General features: G+C 64.0%; 18 protein-coding genes. 4 read left to right on the forward strand and 14 right to left on the reverse strand.

The window, feature by feature from the left end:
- The 11 genes from JNM03_RS05215 to JNM03_RS05265 all read right to left on the reverse strand — a co-directional run bounded on the left by JNM03_RS05215 (position 1) and on the right by JNM03_RS05265 (position 10,076).
- Complete coding sequence (locus JNM03_RS05215) at positions 1-654, reverse strand: hypothetical protein (protein ID WP_294034977.1); 654 nt, start codon at positions 652-654, stop codon at positions 1-3.
- A complete protein-coding gene (gene recN, locus JNM03_RS05220) occupies positions 651-2,318 on the reverse strand; it encodes a DNA repair protein RecN (protein ID WP_294034979.1) in 1,668 nt (555 codons plus the stop codon). The genes JNM03_RS05215 and recN overlap by 4 nt, the downstream gene beginning before the upstream one ends.
- A 59-nt stretch (positions 2,319-2,377) precedes the next feature.
- Entirely contained in the window at positions 2,378-3,172 is a 795-nt protein-coding gene (locus tag JNM03_RS05225) for an outer membrane protein assembly factor BamD (protein WP_294034981.1), read from the reverse strand.
- A gap of 62 nt (positions 3,173-3,234) precedes the next feature.
- A complete protein-coding gene (locus JNM03_RS05230) occupies positions 3,235-3,867 on the reverse strand; it encodes a peptidylprolyl isomerase (RefSeq protein WP_294034983.1) in 633 nt (210 codons plus the stop codon).
- Positions 3,868-4,127: 260 nt separating this feature from the next.
- Positions 4,128-6,443, reverse strand: a complete 2,316-nt coding sequence (pnp, locus tag JNM03_RS05235; RefSeq protein ID WP_294034985.1) for a polyribonucleotide nucleotidyltransferase — start codon at positions 6,441-6,443, stop codon at positions 4,128-4,130.
- 192 nt (positions 6,444-6,635) lie between these two features.
- Complete coding sequence (rpsO, locus tag JNM03_RS05240) at positions 6,636-6,905, reverse strand: 30S ribosomal protein S15 (protein ID WP_294034987.1); 270 nt, start codon at positions 6,903-6,905, stop codon at positions 6,636-6,638.
- 24 nt (positions 6,906-6,929) lie between these two features.
- Positions 6,930-7,934, reverse strand: coding sequence for a tRNA pseudouridine(55) synthase TruB (gene truB / locus JNM03_RS05245; protein WP_294034989.1), 1,005 nt, complete (start codon positions 7,932-7,934; stop codon positions 6,930-6,932).
- Between the two features lie 31 nt (positions 7,935-7,965).
- Positions 7,966-8,370 (reverse strand): DUF6491 family protein, encoded by a 405-nt coding sequence (locus tag JNM03_RS05250; protein ID WP_294034991.1) that lies wholly within the window; start codon positions 8,368-8,370, stop codon positions 7,966-7,968.
- Positions 8,371-8,454: 84 nt separating this feature from the next.
- A complete protein-coding gene (locus JNM03_RS05255; protein WP_294034993.1) occupies positions 8,455-9,000 on the reverse strand; it encodes a GNAT family protein in 546 nt (181 codons plus the stop codon).
- Positions 8,993-9,595, reverse strand: a complete 603-nt coding sequence (locus JNM03_RS05260; protein ID WP_294034995.1) for a thymidine kinase — start codon at positions 9,593-9,595, stop codon at positions 8,993-8,995. Before JNM03_RS05260 ends, JNM03_RS05255 begins: the two co-directional genes overlap by 8 nt.
- Before the next feature lie 49 nt (positions 9,596-9,644).
- Complete coding sequence (locus tag JNM03_RS05265) at positions 9,645-10,076, reverse strand: Rrf2 family transcriptional regulator (RefSeq protein ID WP_294034997.1); 432 nt, start codon at positions 10,074-10,076, stop codon at positions 9,645-9,647.
- Between the two features lie 80 nt (positions 10,077-10,156).
- Here JNM03_RS05265 and JNM03_RS05270 point away from each other — a divergent pair, with 80 nt between their 5' ends.
- The 4 genes from JNM03_RS05270 (at position 10,157) to JNM03_RS05285 (ending at position 12,858) form a co-directional block, all read left to right on the forward strand.
- On the forward strand, positions 10,157-10,633 hold the full coding sequence (locus JNM03_RS05270) for a group III truncated hemoglobin (protein WP_294034999.1): 477 nt from the start codon (positions 10,157-10,159) through the stop codon (positions 10,631-10,633).
- A complete protein-coding gene (locus tag JNM03_RS05275) occupies positions 10,626-11,048 on the forward strand; it encodes a hypothetical protein (protein ID WP_294035001.1) in 423 nt (140 codons plus the stop codon). The genes JNM03_RS05270 and JNM03_RS05275 overlap by 8 nt, the downstream gene beginning before the upstream one ends.
- Before the next feature lie 2 nt (positions 11,049-11,050).
- The gene (locus JNM03_RS05280; RefSeq protein WP_294035003.1) at positions 11,051-11,374 is read left to right on the forward strand and encodes a DUF1971 domain-containing protein; all 324 of its coding nucleotides are present in this window, start codon (positions 11,051-11,053) and stop codon (positions 11,372-11,374) included.
- Positions 11,375-11,439: 65 nt separating this feature from the next.
- Positions 11,440-12,858 carry a wax ester/triacylglycerol synthase family O-acyltransferase gene (locus JNM03_RS05285; RefSeq protein ID WP_294035005.1) on the forward strand — a complete coding sequence of 473 codons (1,419 nt, stop codon included), beginning with the start codon at positions 11,440-11,442 and terminating at the stop codon, positions 12,856-12,858.
- A gap of 121 nt (positions 12,859-12,979) precedes the next feature.
- Here JNM03_RS05285 and rbfA read toward each other — a convergent pair whose 3' ends face one another.
- Genes rbfA through infB form a run of 3 tightly spaced genes read right to left on the reverse strand, consistent with a single transcriptional unit; the run spans position 12,980 to position 16,343 of the window.
- A complete protein-coding gene (gene rbfA, locus JNM03_RS05290; RefSeq protein WP_294035007.1) occupies positions 12,980-13,381 on the reverse strand; it encodes a 30S ribosome-binding factor RbfA in 402 nt (133 codons plus the stop codon).
- Complete coding sequence (locus tag JNM03_RS05295) at positions 13,371-13,790, reverse strand: PaaI family thioesterase (protein WP_294035009.1); 420 nt, start codon at positions 13,788-13,790, stop codon at positions 13,371-13,373. The genes rbfA and JNM03_RS05295 overlap by 11 nt, the downstream gene beginning before the upstream one ends.
- Positions 13,791-13,805: 15 nt before the next feature.
- Positions 13,806-16,343 carry a translation initiation factor IF-2 gene (gene infB / locus JNM03_RS05300; RefSeq protein WP_294035011.1) on the reverse strand — a complete coding sequence of 846 codons (2,538 nt, stop codon included), beginning with the start codon at positions 16,341-16,343 and terminating at the stop codon, positions 13,806-13,808.
- Between the last annotated feature and the right edge of the window lie 4 nt (positions 16,344-16,347).

The raw sequence follows: 16,347 nt of genomic DNA on the forward strand, positions 1-16,347 counted from the left end.
TCACCCTCGTTCCATCGCCAGTGCTTCGGTCGGTGGAATTTTCATGCCTTCGAAAGCCTGATCGGCATAGCGACCATCGATATCGACCCAGTGCAGGAAAAGATGCGCCGACCAGCGGTTGGGATTGGGCATCAAGCGCCCGTGCGCGCGGTGAACACCCTGATAGAGAACTGCATCGCCCGGCAACATCGGTACCGAGCCATATGCCTCGTTGCCGAAATCCTCGTCAGCGCGTTCGCGGGGCGTTTCAATATGCTGCGATCCCACTTCGAGCGGCCATGCCTTGCCGTCGCTCGCGGCGAGCAGCAACGACAGGCTGTGTTCGCAGGCATAACGGTCAGAATGGATGCGGCAGATATCACCCGCGCGATACATGCGAAAATAGCAATAGGTCGGACGCAGTTCGCGCCCGACGAGATTTTTCACGGCCGACGTCATTCCCCACAGGAAGGTGATCATCGGCATATATTGCATACCGTAAACCTCGACCGCCTCGGTCTTCAACAGGTTCGATCCGCGTTTCAGCCGGTCGAACGATACGCCGGCACGCGCGAGATCGGATTTCAGCGTCCCAAGAAATGCGTGTGTGACGTCGGTCGGCAAAAAGCCGGGCAATGCGAGGTAACCATCGTCCCAATAATTGCCGTTGCTCATACGCTCTCCAGCAGTCTTTCCGCCTGCGCGCGGGCTTCTTCGGTGACCTCGCTCCCCGAGAGCATGCGCGCGATTTCTTCCCTGCGACCTCGGCTGTCGAGCGCCCGGACGCCGGTGCGCGTTACCGTTCCCTCGCTCGATTTGGCGATGACGAAATGCGACCCGCCCTTGGCGGCGACCTGCGGGCTGTGAGTGACCGCCAGCAATTGCTTGCCGGCTCCGGCAAGCCTCGCCAGCCGCTCGCCGATCGCGCTCGCCACCGCGCCGCCGACGCCGCGATCGATCTCGTCGAAGATGATCGTGTCGGCGCCGCCCTCTTCGGCGAGCGCAACCTTCAGCGCGAGGATGAAGCGCGACAATTCGCCGCCGCTCGCTATCTTCGCGAGCGGAGCGAACGGCGCGCCGGGATTGGTCGAGATCAGGAATTCGACACGGTCGATCCCGCTTTCACCCCAGCGGTCGGCCGGCAGGCGCTCGACGAGCGTCTGGAACCGGGCGGCGTCAAGCTTGAGCGGCACAAGTTCGCCCGCGACCGCCGCATCGAGCCGCACCGCCGCCTTCGCACGAAGCCCCGAGAGCGCCGTCGCGGCGTGAGTATAAGCGGCGGCGGTTTCCGCGACGGCAGCCTCCAGCTTGACGATGCCCGCGCTACCGCCCTCGATCGCATCGAGCCGCGATGCGAGATCCGCCGCCAGTTCCGCAAGATCATCGGGCTGGACGCCATGCTTGCGTGCCATAGCCCGCAGCTCGAACAGCCGTGTCTCCGCCGCCTCCAGTCGCCCGGGGTCATATTCCATGGCCCGCGCGGCTTCGTGGAGCCGCATCTCGGCTTCGTCGGCTTCGATGATCGCCCGATCGAGGCTTGCCAACGCCTCGGCGAGCAGGGGATGGTCGCCGGCCAGTTGATCGAGCCGCCGCGCCGCACCACGCAACAGCGCCGGGCCGCCCGCGCTGCCATCAAAGGCTTCCATGATCGTGCCGAGATCGCCCGCGATCTTCTCACCCTTCCGCATCGCCGCCCGCGCCGCGGCGAGTTCGGCTTCCTCGCCCGGCGCCGGATCCAGGGCCCGAAGCTCGGCAACGCAATGCTCCAGCCATTCGCGGTCGCGCTCAGCTTCGGCGATCGCGGCCTTCGCGGCCGCCAGCTTCTCGTCCGCTGCGCGCCAGGCCCGATGCGTCGCCGCTACGACGTCCGTGTCGGCGCGGGCATAGGCGTCGAGCAGCGCGCGATGTCCGGCCGGCGCGAGCAGCCCGCGATCGTCATGCTGGCCATGGATTTCGACAAGATGGGTCCCAACCTCACGGAGCAGCGCAGCCGAGCAGGGTTGGTCGTTCAGGAAGGCGCGGCTCCCGCCATCGGCCTTCATGCTGCGACGGATCAGCAACGGCTCACCCGGTTCCAGGCCAATCTCGTTTTCCGTAAGCAGCGCAGCAAGCGGCGTACCGGATGCGGGCGGCGTGAAACTTGCCGTCACCTGCGCCTGGTCGGCGCCCTGCCGGACCAGCCCGCTGTCGGCACGCATGCCCAGCGCGAGCCCCAGCGCGTCGAGCAGGATCGACTTGCCGGCGCCCGTCTCACCCGTCAGCACACCAAGCCCCGCGTCGAAATCGAGGTCGAGCCGTTCGATCAGAACGATATTGGCAATGGACAAGGCGGTCAGCACCGAGCGTCCTTACCGCAGAACAAAATGCGAATCTATTCCTGCGAACAGGGTGCGGACGCTCAGGCGCTCGGCGCGTGTTTCCGCATCAGGTCATACGCGCGGCTGTACCATTTGCTGCCCGGATAGTTGGCACCAAGGACGGCCGCCGACTTCTTCGCTTCTTCCGGGATGCCGAGCGCCAGATAGCATTCGGTCAGGCGATAGAGCGCCTCGGGCGTATGGCTCGTCGTCTGAAACTTCTCGGTGACTTCGCGAAAACGGATCGAAGCCGCCAGCCAGTTCGAGCTGCGCTGGTAAAACCGACCGATTTCCATCTCCTTGCCCGCGAGATGGTCCTGCACCAGATCCACCTTGAGCCGCGCGTCGGCCGCATAGCGCGTGTCGGGATACCGGCGGATCACTTCGCCAAGCGCATTCTGCGCCTGTTCGGTGATCTTCTGGTCCCGGGTCACGTCACTGATCTGCTCATAATAGCTGAGCGCAATCAGATAATAGGCATAGGGCGCATCCTTGTTGCCCGGATGGATCGCGAGAAAGCGCTGCGCGGCTTCGATCGCCGGCGTATATTCGCGGTCCATATAATAGCTGAACGAACTCATCAGCTGGGCGCGGCGTGCCCATGGTGAATAGGGATGTTGGCGTTCGACTTCGTCGAACAGCGCCGCCGCGATCTTGTACTGCTTGCGGTCGAGGCGATCCTGCGCCGCGCGATACAGCGTATTGACGTCGCGAGCGACGTAACGGGTATCCTTCTTGACGCCCGAACCGCCGGCGCAAGCCGCCAGCATCGGCGAAATCACAAGAGCGGCGGCGAGCAAGCGCATCGAGGCGCGAAGGGAGGGGCGCTGAGTCATGCGCGCGGTATAGCCACAGCGCGCATGAACGCAAAATAAATGATAAGGGCTTCGGCGCGTCTTTACGGCGCCTTGACCACACAGCCTTTCGGGACATCGACGGGAGCCGGAACGCGGCGCGCCGACAGGATCGTGAACTGCGGTTCAAGCATCTGACCGACCATGACGCCCTGGCCCGCGGTCGGCGAAACCGGCGCGTCATAGATTTTCTGGACGACGTCGGTGCCGCCGACCAATTCGCCAAAAACGGCAAAGCCCGCATTGTCGCCCTCACGCTTCGGATCGGCGTTGAAGCCGGGGATGTCGGACAACAACAAGAAGAAGTCGCTCGTCGCATCGCCCGGGGCCAGACGCGCCATCAGAACGGCGCCCTTGCAGGCGGTCAGCCCGGTGACGTTCGTCGGTTCGTGCGCGATCGGTGGATAATTCCGGCGCGCGTCGCCGCGATTGCCCCCCTGAACCAGCGCGCTCGCGCCGCCCCAGCTTTTCGTCGAGCGATAGAATTTGAACCCGTCCATGCGCTTTGTATCGACATAATGCAGGAAATTGGCGGCGGTAACCGGCGCACGCTTGTCCTCCAGCCGGACCGTGATCGTGCCGGCGTCGGTGACAAGCGCGACATAAGGTCGCGTGTCGGGCGCGTCCGCCCTTGGCGGAACGGGCAAAGGTGGCGGCGGGGGTGGCGGTGCCATCATTTTGGGCCTCGGTGGCGGGGCCGGTATCGGGTTTGTCGCCGGCGCAACAGCCGCCACGGCAAGCGTCAGGGTCAGGGTCTGTAAAATCATGGACTCGCTCTGCACCGGGGAAAGAAAGGATTCAGGCTATACGCTGGCGTCGGGCGCGCCAAGCCGTCGCGACAATCGCCCCCAAATCGGCCGTCATCCGCTTATCCTCGCGCACAAGGAAAAAGGGGCCGCCTTGCGGCAGCCCCTCTCTGTTCCGTTACCGGAAAGACTTAGTCCTTCAGGAAGTCGGGCACATGGCCCTGATCTTCGGGACCTTCGCTGCGTTCGCGGCGCGGGCCGCGGTCGCCGCGATCCCCGCCGTCACGACGCGGACCACGATCGCGTCCGCCCCGTCCGCGGTCGCCGCCGTCACGGCCACGATCGCCTCTGGGGCCACGATCGCCGCGCGGTTCGCGGGGTTCGCGGGCCGGGCGGGTATCTTCCAGTTCTTCGCCGGTTTCCTGATCGACGACACGCATCGACAGGCGAACCTTGCCGCGCGGATCGATCTCGAGGACCTTGACCTTGACTTCCTGGCCTTCGCTCAGGACGTCGGCGACCTTTTCGACGCGCTCGTTCTTGATTTCGCTGACGTGGACGAGACCGTCCTTGCCGCCCATGAAATTCACGAACGCCCCGAAATCGACGAGATTGACGACCTTGCCGTCATAGATCTTGCCGACTTCGGCTTCCTCGACGATGCCGGCGATCCACTTGCGGGCCGCTTCGATCTGGTTGAGGTCGCTCGACGAGATCTTGATCAGACCTTCGTCGTCGATATCGACCTTGGCGCCGGTGGTCGCGACGATTTCGCGGATCACCTTGCCGCCGGTGCCGATGATGTCGCGGATCTTCGACTTGTCGATCTGCATCGTTTCGATACGCGGGGCATAATCCGACAATTCGCTGCGGGTTTCGCCGAGCGCCTTGTTCATTTCACCGAGGATGTGCGCGCGGCCTTCCTTGGCCTGGGTCAACGCCGCTTCGAAGATCTCGCGCGTGATGCCCGCGATCTTGATGTCCATCTGCATCGTGGTGATGCCTTCGGACGTGCCCGCGACCTTGAAATCCATGTCGCCGAGGTGATCCTCGTCGCCCAGGATGTCCGACAGGATCGCATAGTCCTTGCCTTCGAGGATCAGGCCCATCGCGATGCCCGATACCGGGCGCTTGATCGGCACGCCGGCGTCCATCATCGCAAGGCTGCCGCCGCAGACCGACGCCATCGACGACGAGCCGTTCGACTCGGTGATGTCGCTGGTGAGGCGGATCGTGTAGGGGAACTCGTCCTTCGTCGGCAGCACGGGGTGCAGCGCGCGCCATGCCAGCTTGCCATGACCGACTTCGCGGCGGCCCGGCGCGCCGAAGCGGCCGACTTCGCCGACCGAATAGGGCGGGAAGTTATAGTGGAGCATGAAGTTCTGGTACGACAGGCCATTCAGCCCATCGACCATCTGTTCGCTTTCCTTGGTGCCGAGCGTCGCGGTGGCGATCGTCTGCGTCTCGCCGCGGGTGAACAGTGCCGAGCCATGCGCGCGGGGCAGGAAGTGCGTTTCGGCGACGATCGGACGAATCTGCGTCGTCGTGCGGCCGTCGATACGCTTGCCGTCCTTCAGGATGGCGCCGCGAACGATCTCGGCTTCCAGCTTCTTGACGAGCTTGATGCCGGCCATGACTTCCTGCGGCGACAGGCCGTCGGCAGCGAAGCTTTCCTTCGCCTTCGCGCGCGCTTCGTTCAGCGCGTTCGAGCGGGCCGACTTGTCGGTCAGCTTGTAGGCGGCGGTGATGTCCTTGCCGATCAGCTTCTTCAGCTTGTCCTTGATCGCGGCATTGTCGTCGCCGGCGGCGACTTCCCACGGATCCTTGGCAGCCTGCTCGGCAAGCTTCACGATCGCCTTCACGACTTCCTTGCACGCATCGTGCGCGAACAGGACGGCGCCCAGCATGACTTCTTCCGACAGCTCGTTCGCTTCGGATTCGACCATCATCACCGCGTCGTAGGTGGCGGCAACAACGAGGTCGAGGTCGCCTTCCGCAACCTGCTCGTCGGTCGGGTTGAGGATATATTCGCCGTTCAGGTAACCGACGCGCGCGGCGCCGATCGGGCCCATGAAGGGCACGCCCGAAATGGTGAGCGCGGCCGACGCGGCGACCATCGCGAGGATGTCGGGCTCGTTGTGGCCATCGTAGCTCAAGACCTGAGCGATAGCATTGATTTCGTTATAGAAACCTTCGGGGAACAACGGGCGGATCGGGCGGTCGATCAGGCGGCTGACCAGAGTTTCCTTTTCGGTCGCGCCGCGTTCGCGCTTGAAGAAGCCGCCCGGGATGCGGCCGGCGGCCGAGTATTTTTCCTGATAATGGACGGTGAGCGGGAAGAAGTCCTGCCCGTCCTTCACCGACTTGGCGGCGGTCACGGCACACAGGACGACCGTTTCGCCCAGCGTCGCCATCACGGCGCCGTCGGCCTGGCGGGCAACCTTGCCCGTTTCGAGGGTCAGCGTTTCACCGCCCCACTCGATCGATACTTTTTTCACGTCAAACATGGGATTTCCTTCGCCCGCCGAGCCCTATGCCGGGCGGGGCCTCTGATTCCGGGCAATCCGGCCCGGGGCGGTACGGGGCGTCTGTCTGCCCCAATGGCGGCTCCGCCGGATGCGGGAGCGGCCGATGCGGTTCGCGAATTCGACGCGAACCAAAATGAAAGCGGCCCCGAACCCGGAGCCGCCCTCGCAGTCTTATTTACGAAGACCCAGCTTCGCGATGAGTGCCTGATAGCGGCCCTCGTCCTTCTTGCGAAGATAGTCGAGGAGGCTGCGACGCTTGTTGACCATCATCAGAAGGCCACGGCGGCTGTGGTTGTCCTTGTGGTGCGACTTGAAGTGACCGGTCAGGGTGTTGATACGGTCGGTCAGGATCGCGACCTGGACTTCCGGCGAACCGGTATCACCCTTTTCACGGGCGTTGTCGGCAATGACTTCGGCTTTGCGCTCGGCGGTAATCGACATATTCTTTTTCCTTCGAACATCGCATTACAGATTGAAGCCCCGCACGACCTTCAGCGTTCCCGCCAAAACCTCTATCAACGCAACGGGTCGCATGTCGCTGTCCCGTCCCCAATAGAGCCCGTCGTGCGTGCTTTCCCCGGTCCAGACACGACCCTGTCGGATCGCCCCTGCCGCTTCCGGGGAAAGGTTCAGAGCCGGGATGTCGACCAGCCCTGCCTCGAGCGGCAGAAATATCTCTGATTGGGCGGCCCCTTGGCCGAAAGCGTTCAATTTGTCCAGCGAAATCGCCTGTGACAGGTCGAACGGCCCCGCCCTGGTACGACGAAGCATGGTGACATGCCCGACGCTGCCCACGGCATGCGCGATATCGCGCGCGAGGCTGCGGATATAGGTTCCCTTCGAGACGTGCGCGGTAAGGGTGATTTCTTCCAGTTCCTCCCCGGCACGGGGAGGGGGACCATCCGAAGGATAGTGGAGGACGCGCGCGTCCTGATCCGGTATCGCGTGAGGACGCGAGCCCCCTCCGTCAGCCCTACGGGCTGCCACCTCACCGCAAGCGGGGAGGATTTGAAGAGAGAAGATCGTCACCCCCCGCGCCTTCATCTCGATCTCTTCGCCCTTGCGCGCACGATCATAGGCCCGCTGGCCATCGATCTTGATCGCCGAATAGGCTGGCGGAACCTGCTCGATCGACCCGGTAAACCGCGGCAGCACCGCCTCGACTTCAGCGAGGGTCGGCCGCACGTCGCTCGTCGCGACAACCTCGCCTTCCGCATCAAGGCCGGCGGTCTCGGTCCCGAAGGCGACGGTGAAATCATAGATCTTGCTCGCGTCGAGCATCCGCCCGCACAGCTTTGTCGCTTCGCCGAGCGCGATCGGCAGCACCCCCGACGCCAACGGATCGAGCGTTCCGCCATGACCGACCTTGACCTTGCCGAGCCCCGCCTCGCGGCAGACGCGCTTCACCGCGCCCACCGCCTGCGTCGAGCCGAGCCCCACGGGCTTGTCGAGGATGATCCAGCCGTTCATCCGCGCGCCCTGCTGGCGCGCGGAGCACTTGTCAATTCGACTTAGCGGCCTTTTCGGCTTCTCTCGCGGCTTTCAGCTCCGCCTTGGTCGGCGGCGGCAGCGACGTCACGAAAGATGTGAGCGGACACCGTTGGCGCCGGACAAGAATGGTCGAGAATCGGTCAAGCTGCGACGATCCGCGATTGTCGATGCCGATCCCTTGCGCAAAATTGAGATCGCGGCAGATCGTCGCAAATTTCCCATAGTACCAGCCGCCTTGCCGGCTCTGGATCCAGATGCCGTCTTCGCCGTCGGCCTGCCATGTCTTGATCGTCGTATCATTGGGGAAGCTGATGCTTGCTTCGACGCCCAAGGATGGTGGCCGGGGCTCGTTGGCCGCCGCTGCCGAAAGGGATAGCAGCATGGCGGCCAGGGAGAGTGCGAGTTTCTGTTTCATGTCGAGTCTTTCAGACCAATCGGCCCTGCCCGACTTGTGCGATAGCAGACCGAGTCTGAACCGCCACTGACTTCCCTCGCGCCGTCAGCCGGACGGCACATTCTGCTCACCCGCGAGCAGCGACCAGAGGCCGGTGTCGCGCAGATAGCCCGTCCAGGTGATCCGTTCCGAACGGAGCACACCCTCCTTGGTGCAGCCAAGCTTTGCGACGGCGCCCTGCGACCGCAGGTTCCGCTCATCGATACGGAACTCGATGCGGCGGATGCCGACCGCAAAGGCATGGTCGATCATCAATCGCTTCACCCGCCCGTTGAAGCCCGTGCCCCGCGCGTCGGGGTGAATATAGCTGTTGCCGATCTCGATCGTCTGCGCCGTCCAGTCGGGGCGCAGCCATGCGGTCATGCCGACCAGCCGCTCGCCGTCGACGATCGCATAGGGCATCCGGCTTTCATGGCCGATCAGCGTCGTGAAGCTCGCGTCGAAATGCGAGGGATCAAAGCTCGACGAATAGATGGTCCAGATGTCGGCGTCGGCCGCGCAGGCCGCGCGCAGCGCTTCCCGATGCGCCTCGACCAGCTTGACGAGTTGCAAACCGCCATCGGCGAGCTCGACGTACAGCCGATCACGCATGGGTCAGCGCCGCCGAGGCTTCACGCCGCTTCTCCATGAAATGCCGGCGGCACATCGCAACATAACGGTCGTTGCCGCCAATCTCGGTCTGCGCGCCCGCGACGACTGCGCGGCCGCGCTCGTCGACACGCAGGTTCATTGTCGCCTTGCGCCCGCATTCGCACACCGCCTTCAACTCGACGAGTGCGTCCGCGATCCCGAGCAGCGCCGCCGAACCCGGAAACAGTTCGGCCGAAAAATCGGTACGCAGGCCATAGCAGAGGACCGGAATGCCAGCCTCGTCAGCCAGCCGCGCCAGTTGGAACACCTGCGCCTTCGACAGGAACTGCGCCTCGTCGACAAGTACGCAGGACAAGGGTCGCTCGGCATTCTCCGCGCCGATCGCGGCCCACAGATCGCTGTCGGGATCGAACTTGTGCGCCTCGGCCATCAGCCCGATCCGGCTTGTCACCTGCCCCGCGCCGTACCTGTCGTCGAGCGCCGCGGTCCACAGCATCGTCTCCATCCCGCGTTCGCGATAGTTGAAATCCGCCTGGAGCAGCGTCGTCGATTTGCCGGCGTTCATGCTGGCATAGTAGAAATAGAGCTTGGCCATCTTCGCTGCGATACCGTCCTTGTCGCGCTTCGCAATGGGGAATCGGGTGTCAGGCGGTGCCGAGCAACGCACGGAACCGCGCGGGCTGCGGCAGAAGGTCGGCCAGCGTATAATCGTCGAGATAGCGGACGAAAGCGCCCAGCGCGCCGCTCAGCACGCCCTGCAATCCGCACGCACCGCGTACCGGACAAGTCGAAGTTACGGGGTCCATGCATTCGACGATTGCATCGAGATTCTCGAACTGGCGAACGACGGCTCCGACATTGATGTCGCCAGCCTCTTTCGCAAGCCGCATCCCACCGCCGCGACCGCGCTGCGTGGCGACATAGCCAAGCCCCTGCAATCGCTGCGCGATCTTGGCGAGATGATTGCGCGAAATATCATACCGGCCGGCGATCTCGTCCACCGACATTTTTTCGCCGGTGGCACCGAGCGCCATCAGGATGCGCAGGGCATAATCGCTGTGCAGGCTCAATCGCATAAAATATGCATATCAGATATTGCTTTTGGTCTCAATCCCGAATAAAAGGTATTTCAAATACCAATTATTGAGTCGAGACCATGAAACGGACCGTCCCCGCCCACCCCCATGCGATCGCCGCCCGCGAGGAGCGCCGCGCCGAAGCGCTTGCCATGGGAATCGACGAAGACTTCATCGCGGTGCTGGTCGATCGCTTCTACACCACCATCCGCGCCGACGCCGAACTCGGCCCGATCTTCAACGAACGCGTTCGGGACTGGCCGGCGCATCTCCAACAGATGAACCGCTTCTGGCAGTCGATCCTGCTCGGCGCCGGAAACTTCACGGGCAATCCGATGATGAAGCATCTGGCGATCCCGACGATCGGCCAGGAGCATTTCCAGCGCTGGCTGGGCCTTTTCTACGAAACGCTGCGCGACGTCGCGCCGACGCCGGAGGCGACCGCACAGGTCGGCTCGCGCGCGCGGATGATCGCCGAAAGCCTGCTCACCGGAATATGGGTCCATCGCGACCGGAACCAGGATTTGTCGAAGAAAGTGGAGCTCCCCCATGTTTGACTATCTCACATCGGACCATGACAAGGCCGCCGTCCATCTGTCCAACGACCCGCATGAAGTGAACGGGATGCAGGCGGGTTTCCAGCTACCGCGCGGAATCTGGCACGGCATGTTCGCGTTCTACGCCATCTTCTTCATGGGGATCGCCGCCGCGACCGGGCGCGACGCCGCGACGGTGTTCATGCTTGTCGTCTCGCTGCTCTACATGCTGATGTTCTTCGGCATGGCTGGCATCCTCAATGCCCAGAAGGGCACCGAACATGCCTCGCCGCTCGATCGCAGCGACGGCGTCCTCCAGACGTGGACGGGACCGATGGACCGTCACACGGTGGCCGCGCAAATCCTCACCGTGCCGGCCGGATTCGCGTTCCTCGGCGTGACATTTTTCGTCATTCGCGCGACTGCGGGCTTCTGACGATGGCAACGGCGCCGATCGCTGACCGCGAGCCCGCCCTTCCCGCCGAGGCGCAGCCCTATCGCCACCTCGGCCCGTTCGATGCCGACGCCATTCCCAAGGGGCTGTGGGGTCGGCACGCGCTCAAGGATGGAGTGTGGGGCATGCTTTCGATCGAGGCCGGGTCGATCGGTTTCCAATGGGACGATGCGCAGGGCGGCGGACGCCTTCTGTCGGCCGGCGACGTCCTGCTGATCCCACCGACCGTCCCGCACCATCTCGACCATCGGGGTCCGGTCACCATCACCCTTGCCTTCTGTGCCATTCCGGAAACCGCCGCCGCTTGACTCATTCGGAGCCGCTGCCATGCTGCGCAGCATAAAGTCGCAGCATAACAGTGGGGAGAGCGACCATGCGGCTGATGCCGGTGACCGACGCGATGTTCCTGGTCGCAGAGACGCGCGAAACGCCGATGCATGTCGGGGGCGTCAATCTCTATACCTTGCCCGACAAGGTCGACGAGACCGAATGGCTCAACGAAATGCTCGCGCTCCTGCGTCAGCAGGAGGGGCTGCGGCGACCGTTCAGCGAAGTGCTGAAGCTGACCCCGTTCGGCCAATATGGACCGATCCGCCTTGTCCCCGACAAGGACATCGACATGCACTATCATGTCCGGGCCGCGGCGCTTCCCAAGCCGGGGCGCTATCGCGAGATGTTCGAACTCGCCTCGCGCCTTCACGGCACCCTGCTCGACCGCACCCGACCCATGTGGGAAATCACGCTGATCTCGGGACTGCCCAACCGCCAGATCGCGACCTATTTCAAGATCCATCACGCCTTCATGGACGGCGCCAGTTCGATGCATTTCACCAATGCGATGCTGAGCAACGACAAGAATTACAAGCCCACCGCGTCGCCGATGTCGGTCGAGGTCTATGAGGCCTACAAGCGCAAGTTCCCGACCGCCAGGAAGGCGCCGACCCCCAGCATCACCGACATCAAGGCGATCGGCGCCTTTTTGAAGGAGCAATGGGGCAACAGCGTCGGAGTGACCAAGGCGCTCAACCAATATGCCGCCGCGATGTTCGGTCTCGGCGGCGGCGACCTCACGACGCCCTGGGCTGGGCTGCCGCGCACCAGCTTCAACCGCAACATCACCGGCGCGCGGCGCTTCGTCGCGCAAAGCTGGTCGCTCGAGCGCGTGCGCGCGATGGGCAAGGCATATGACGGCACGATCAACGATGCGGTGCTGGCCATGTGTTCGGGCGCGATGCGCAAATATCTGCAGTCGCTGAACGAACTGCCCGACAAACCGCTGAAAGCGATGGCGCCGGTGTCGATCCGCGCCAAGGACGATATCGATTCGGGCAATTCGGTTGCGGCGGTGACCGCCAATCTCGCGACGCATATCGACGATCCGGCCGAGCGCATGCGGACGATCCAGGCGTCGATGAATGCAGCCAAGGCGCAACTGCGCGAAATGACCGCGCAGCAGATCCAGATCTATACAGCCATCACGCAAATGCCGCAGATGCTGACCGCGCTGACACGGACCGCCGACCGATTCCCGGCGTACAGCGTCACCATCTCGAACGTACCCGGCCCGCGCGAGCAGCTTTACTGGAACGGCGCCCGCCTCGACGGCATGTATCCGGCAAGCATTCCCGTCGACGGCATGGCGATGAACATCACACAGGTGTCGAACAACAAGAATATCGATTTTGGCATCACCGCCTGCCGCCGCAGCGTCCCGCATGTCCAGCGGCTAATCGATTATCTGGAGGACGCGCTGGTCGAGCTGGAGGAAGCGGCGGGGATCAAAGGGAAATAGTCCTATCAGCGTCGTCATTGCGAGGAACCTAGCGACGAAGCAATTCCCAGCTGTCGGAAATGCGGGACCATAGCTGGCGGTTGCTTCGCTTCGCTCGCAATGACGTAGGAAATGAACGACGCTATTCGCCCGCGCCACCCTCCAAATCCCGCGCCACCTTGGGGTCGCGCAGCAGCTTTTCAATGTGGCTCGCCTCGTCGAAGCTTTCGTCGGGCAGGAATTTGAGTTTCGCCGCATATTTCATGCGAACGCGGTGCGCGACCTCGCGCTGGAGATAGGCGGTGTTGGTGCGCAGCGCCTTGATCACCGCCTCCTCGTCGCGACCGAGCAAGGGTTTCACGAAGACCGTCGCATGGCGCAGGTCGGGCGACATGCGCACTTCGGTGATGCTCACCGGGTGCTTGGCAAGCACATCGTCGTGAACGTCGCCGCGCTGCAGGATTTCGCTCAGCACATGGCGCACCTGTTCGCCCACGCGCAGGACGCGGACCGAAGGGCCTTCGGATTTTTCGTTATGACGCATTTCGATTCAATTCCATGATCCGCGCGCTCGACGTGGCACGCGCCAGAAGCTCGCCGCTTTCGTCGAACAATTCGGCTTCGAGAAAGGCGACCGACCGGCCGCGCCCAACGACGCGCCCCTTGCCGATGACCCGCCCGGGCATGACGGGTTTCAGGAAGCTGACGTTGATGTCGATCGACGCCGGAACCTCCGCGCCGCCGGTCATGCTGACCAGCGCGGGTCCCATCGTGTCGTCGAGCATCGCAGCGACAAACCCGCCCTGCACGGTTCCCCGCGGATTGAGCATCTGTGCGGTCGGATGAAAGGCAATCTCGATCCGGCCCTCGTCAGGATATTCGGCGATCAATTCCCACCCCAGCAGCTGGGCACAGGGCGGGGCCGGAAACCGGCTGAAAAAACTCTCAGCCATATTCCTGCCCTCCCGTTACAGCGTGCGTTCGCGTAGTTCGACCTCGAAGACCTCAAGGTGGTCGCCCGGCTTGATGTCGTTGGTGTCCGCCAGCACGACACCGCATTCCAGGCCCGCGCGCACTTCGGCGACGTCGTCCTTGAAGCGGCGGAGCGAGGCGATGGTCGTCGCCGAGACGATGACGTCCTCGCGCGTAAGGCGCGCATGGAGCCCCTTGCGGATGACGCCTTCGAGCACCAGCAGACCCGCCGCCTTGTCGCGCTTGCCGGCCGGGAACACTTCCTTGACCTCGGCGCGGCCGACGACGTTTTCGATACGCTCCGGCCCCAGTTCGCCCGCCATCTCCTTCGCGACTTCTTCGGTCAGGTGATAGATGACATCATAGTACATGAAGCGCACTTTTTCGCGGTTCGCGATCTCGCGGGCCTTGGCATTCGGGCGGACGTTGAAGCCGATGATCGGCGCGCCCGAAGCGGCCGCCAGCGTCACATCGCTCTCGGTGATCGCGCCGGCGCCCGACTGAAGCACGCGAACGCGGATCTCGTCGGTCGACAGACGGTTGAGCGCATTGACGATCGCTTCGACCGAACCCTGCACATCGCCCTTGATGACCACGGGATATTCGATGACCTTCGCCTTGTCGGCAAGGGCCGAGAACATGCCTTCGAGGCTGACCGGTGCCTGCGCCGTCCGCTTGCGAAGCGCCTGCTCCTGACGATAGGCCGCCACTTCGCGCGCACGCGCTTCATTCTCCACGACGGTCAGCGTGTCGCCGGCCATCGGGACGCCGCCAAGGCCCAGGACCTCGACCGGCATCGATGGCCCCGCCTGCTTGACCTGCCGGCCCTGATCGTCGACCAGCGCGCGAACACGGCCGCTTTCGGCACCGCAAACAAAGATGTCTCCAACCTTGAGCGTACCGCGACGGACGAGGATCGTCGCGACCGGACCGCGCCCCTTGTCGAGCTTCGCTTCGACCACCGTGCCTTCGGCGGCGCGGTCGGGATTGGCCTTGAGCTCCATGATCTCGGCCTGGACCGCGATCGCGTCCAGCAGCTTGTCGAGACCGGTCTTCTTGAGCGCCGACACTTCGACATTCTGAACGTCGCCGCCCATTTCCTCGACCACCAGCTCATGCTCGAGCAGGCGTTCGCGGACGCGCTGCGGGTTCGCGCCTTCCTTGTCGACCTTGTTGATCGCGACGATGATCGGCACGCCGGCCGCCTTCGCGTGGTTGATCGCCTCGATCGATTGCGGCTTCAGCCCATCGTCGGCCGCCACCACCAGAATAACGATGTCGGTGACGTTGGCGCCGCGCTGACGCATTTCGGTAAAGGCTTCGTGACCCGGCGTGTCGAGGAACGTGACCAGCGACCCGTCGGGCGTCTTCACCTGATAGGCGCCGATATGCTGCGTGATGCCACCGGCCTCGCCCGCCTGCACATTCGCGCCGCGGAGGGCGTCGAGAAGGCTGGTCTTGCCGTGATCGACATGGCCCATGATCGTGACAACCGGCGCGCGCGGCTTCAGTGCCTCCGGCGCATCGACATCTTCGTCATGGCGAATGTCGATGTCGGCTTCGCTGACGCGCTTGATCTCGTGCCCGAACTCGGTGACGAGCAGTTCTGCGGTATCCTGATCGATCGTCTGGTTGACGGTGACCGGCATACCCATCTTGAACAGCGCCTTCACCAGATCCGCGCCCTTTTCGGCCATGCGGTTGGCAAGGTCCTGAACCGTGATGCTGTCAGGAACGACGACTTCGCGAACCTGCTTTTCGCGCGGACCCGAAGAGACCTGGTGCGATCTCTTTTCCTTTTCGCGCGCGCGCTTCAGCGCCGCAAGGCTGCGCGCGCGCGCGCCTTCGTCATCATTGAGCGCGCGCGTGACGGTCAGCTTGCCCGACTGGCGGCGATTGTCGGCGCCGCGGGTCGCCTTGGGCTCGGGGCGCTTGGGTTCAGGGCGCTTCGGGGCTTCGACGGGCGTAAAGCGGCGCGGTGCCGGTGCGGCGCTGGTCGTCGACCGCGGCGCAGCTTCGCCCTGCGGCTCGGCAGCAGCGGGGGCCTCGACCGCCGGGGCCGGCGTCGCGACCTCAGGGGCGGGCGCGGATACGGCTTCGGCCGCCTTCACGGCCTTGCCTTCACGCGCTTCGTTGGCGCGCGCCTTTTCCTCTTCGGCGGCGCGCGCACGCGCGGCCTCGTCCCGGCGACGGTTTTCCTCAAGCGAGGCCATCCGCGCTTCTTCGGCTTCACGCAGCAGTTGTGCCTGCCGCTCCTGGCGCGACATCAGGCTGTCGACCTTCGGCGCAGCCGGCGGAGGTGTCGGGGCGGGAGCCGGCGCCGGAGCGGGTGCCGGAGCCGCCTGGACTTCTTCGATCTCGGGCGCGGGCGCCGCCTCTCCCGGGCGGCCGAGCACGCGGCGGCGCTTCACCTCGACCACCACCGTATTGCGGCGGCCGTGGCTGAATTGCTGCTGTACCTGGCCGGCCTCAACCGTCCGCTTCAGCCCCAGTGGCTTGCGGGTAAGGGTCGGCTTGTCCTGTTCGTCGCTCATTTAG

This window comes from Sphingopyxis sp. (assembly GCF_016793825.1).
Classification (GTDB): domain Bacteria; phylum Pseudomonadota; class Alphaproteobacteria; order Sphingomonadales; family Sphingomonadaceae; genus Sphingopyxis.

Excerpts from the sequence above, each read along its gene's own strand:
- pnp (WP_294034985.1), bottom strand. The coding sequence starts at position 6,443 with ATGTTTGACGTGAAAAAAGTATCGATCGAGTGGGGCGGTGAAACGCTG.
- rpsO (WP_294034987.1), bottom strand. The coding sequence starts at position 6,905 with ATGTCGATTACCGCCGAGCGCAAAGCCGAAGTCATTGCCGACAACGCC.
- JNM03_RS05275 (WP_294035001.1), top strand. The coding sequence starts at position 10,626 with ATGTTTGACTATCTCACATCGGACCATGACAAGGCCGCCGTCCATCTG.
- JNM03_RS05270 (WP_294034999.1), top strand. The coding sequence starts at position 10,157 with ATGAAACGGACCGTCCCCGCCCACCCCCATGCGATCGCCGCCCGCGAG.
- rbfA (WP_294035007.1), bottom strand. The coding sequence starts at position 13,381 with ATGCGTCATAACGAAAAATCCGAAGGCCCTTCGGTCCGCGTCCTGCGC.
- JNM03_RS05250 (WP_294034991.1), bottom strand. The coding sequence starts at position 8,370 with ATGAAACAGAAACTCGCACTCTCCCTGGCCGCCATGCTGCTATCCCTT.
- JNM03_RS05260 (WP_294034995.1), bottom strand. The coding sequence starts at position 9,595 with ATGGCCAAGCTCTATTTCTACTATGCCAGCATGAACGCCGGCAAATCG.
- JNM03_RS05215 (WP_294034977.1), bottom strand. The coding sequence starts at position 654 with ATGAGCAACGGCAATTATTGGGACGATGGTTACCTCGCATTGCCCGGC.
- JNM03_RS05265 (WP_294034997.1), bottom strand. The coding sequence starts at position 10,076 with ATGCGATTGAGCCTGCACAGCGATTATGCCCTGCGCATCCTGATGGCG.
- JNM03_RS05230 (WP_294034983.1), bottom strand. The coding sequence starts at position 3,867 with ATGATGGCACCGCCACCCCCGCCGCCACCTTTGCCCGTTCCGCCAAGG.
- JNM03_RS05280 (WP_294035003.1), top strand. The coding sequence starts at position 11,051 with ATGGCAACGGCGCCGATCGCTGACCGCGAGCCCGCCCTTCCCGCCGAG.
- JNM03_RS05225 (WP_294034981.1), bottom strand. The coding sequence starts at position 3,172 with ATGACTCAGCGCCCCTCCCTTCGCGCCTCGATGCGCTTGCTCGCCGCC.
- truB (WP_294034989.1), bottom strand. The coding sequence starts at position 7,934 with ATGAACGGCTGGATCATCCTCGACAAGCCCGTGGGGCTCGGCTCGACG.
- JNM03_RS05255 (WP_294034993.1), bottom strand. The coding sequence starts at position 9,000 with ATGCGTGATCGGCTGTACGTCGAGCTCGCCGATGGCGGTTTGCAACTC.
- infB (WP_294035011.1), bottom strand. The coding sequence starts at position 16,343 with ATGAGCGACGAACAGGACAAGCCGACCCTTACCCGCAAGCCACTGGGG.
- JNM03_RS05285 (WP_294035005.1), top strand. The coding sequence starts at position 11,440 with ATGCGGCTGATGCCGGTGACCGACGCGATGTTCCTGGTCGCAGAGACG.
- JNM03_RS05295 (WP_294035009.1), bottom strand. The coding sequence starts at position 13,790 with ATGGCTGAGAGTTTTTTCAGCCGGTTTCCGGCCCCGCCCTGTGCCCAG.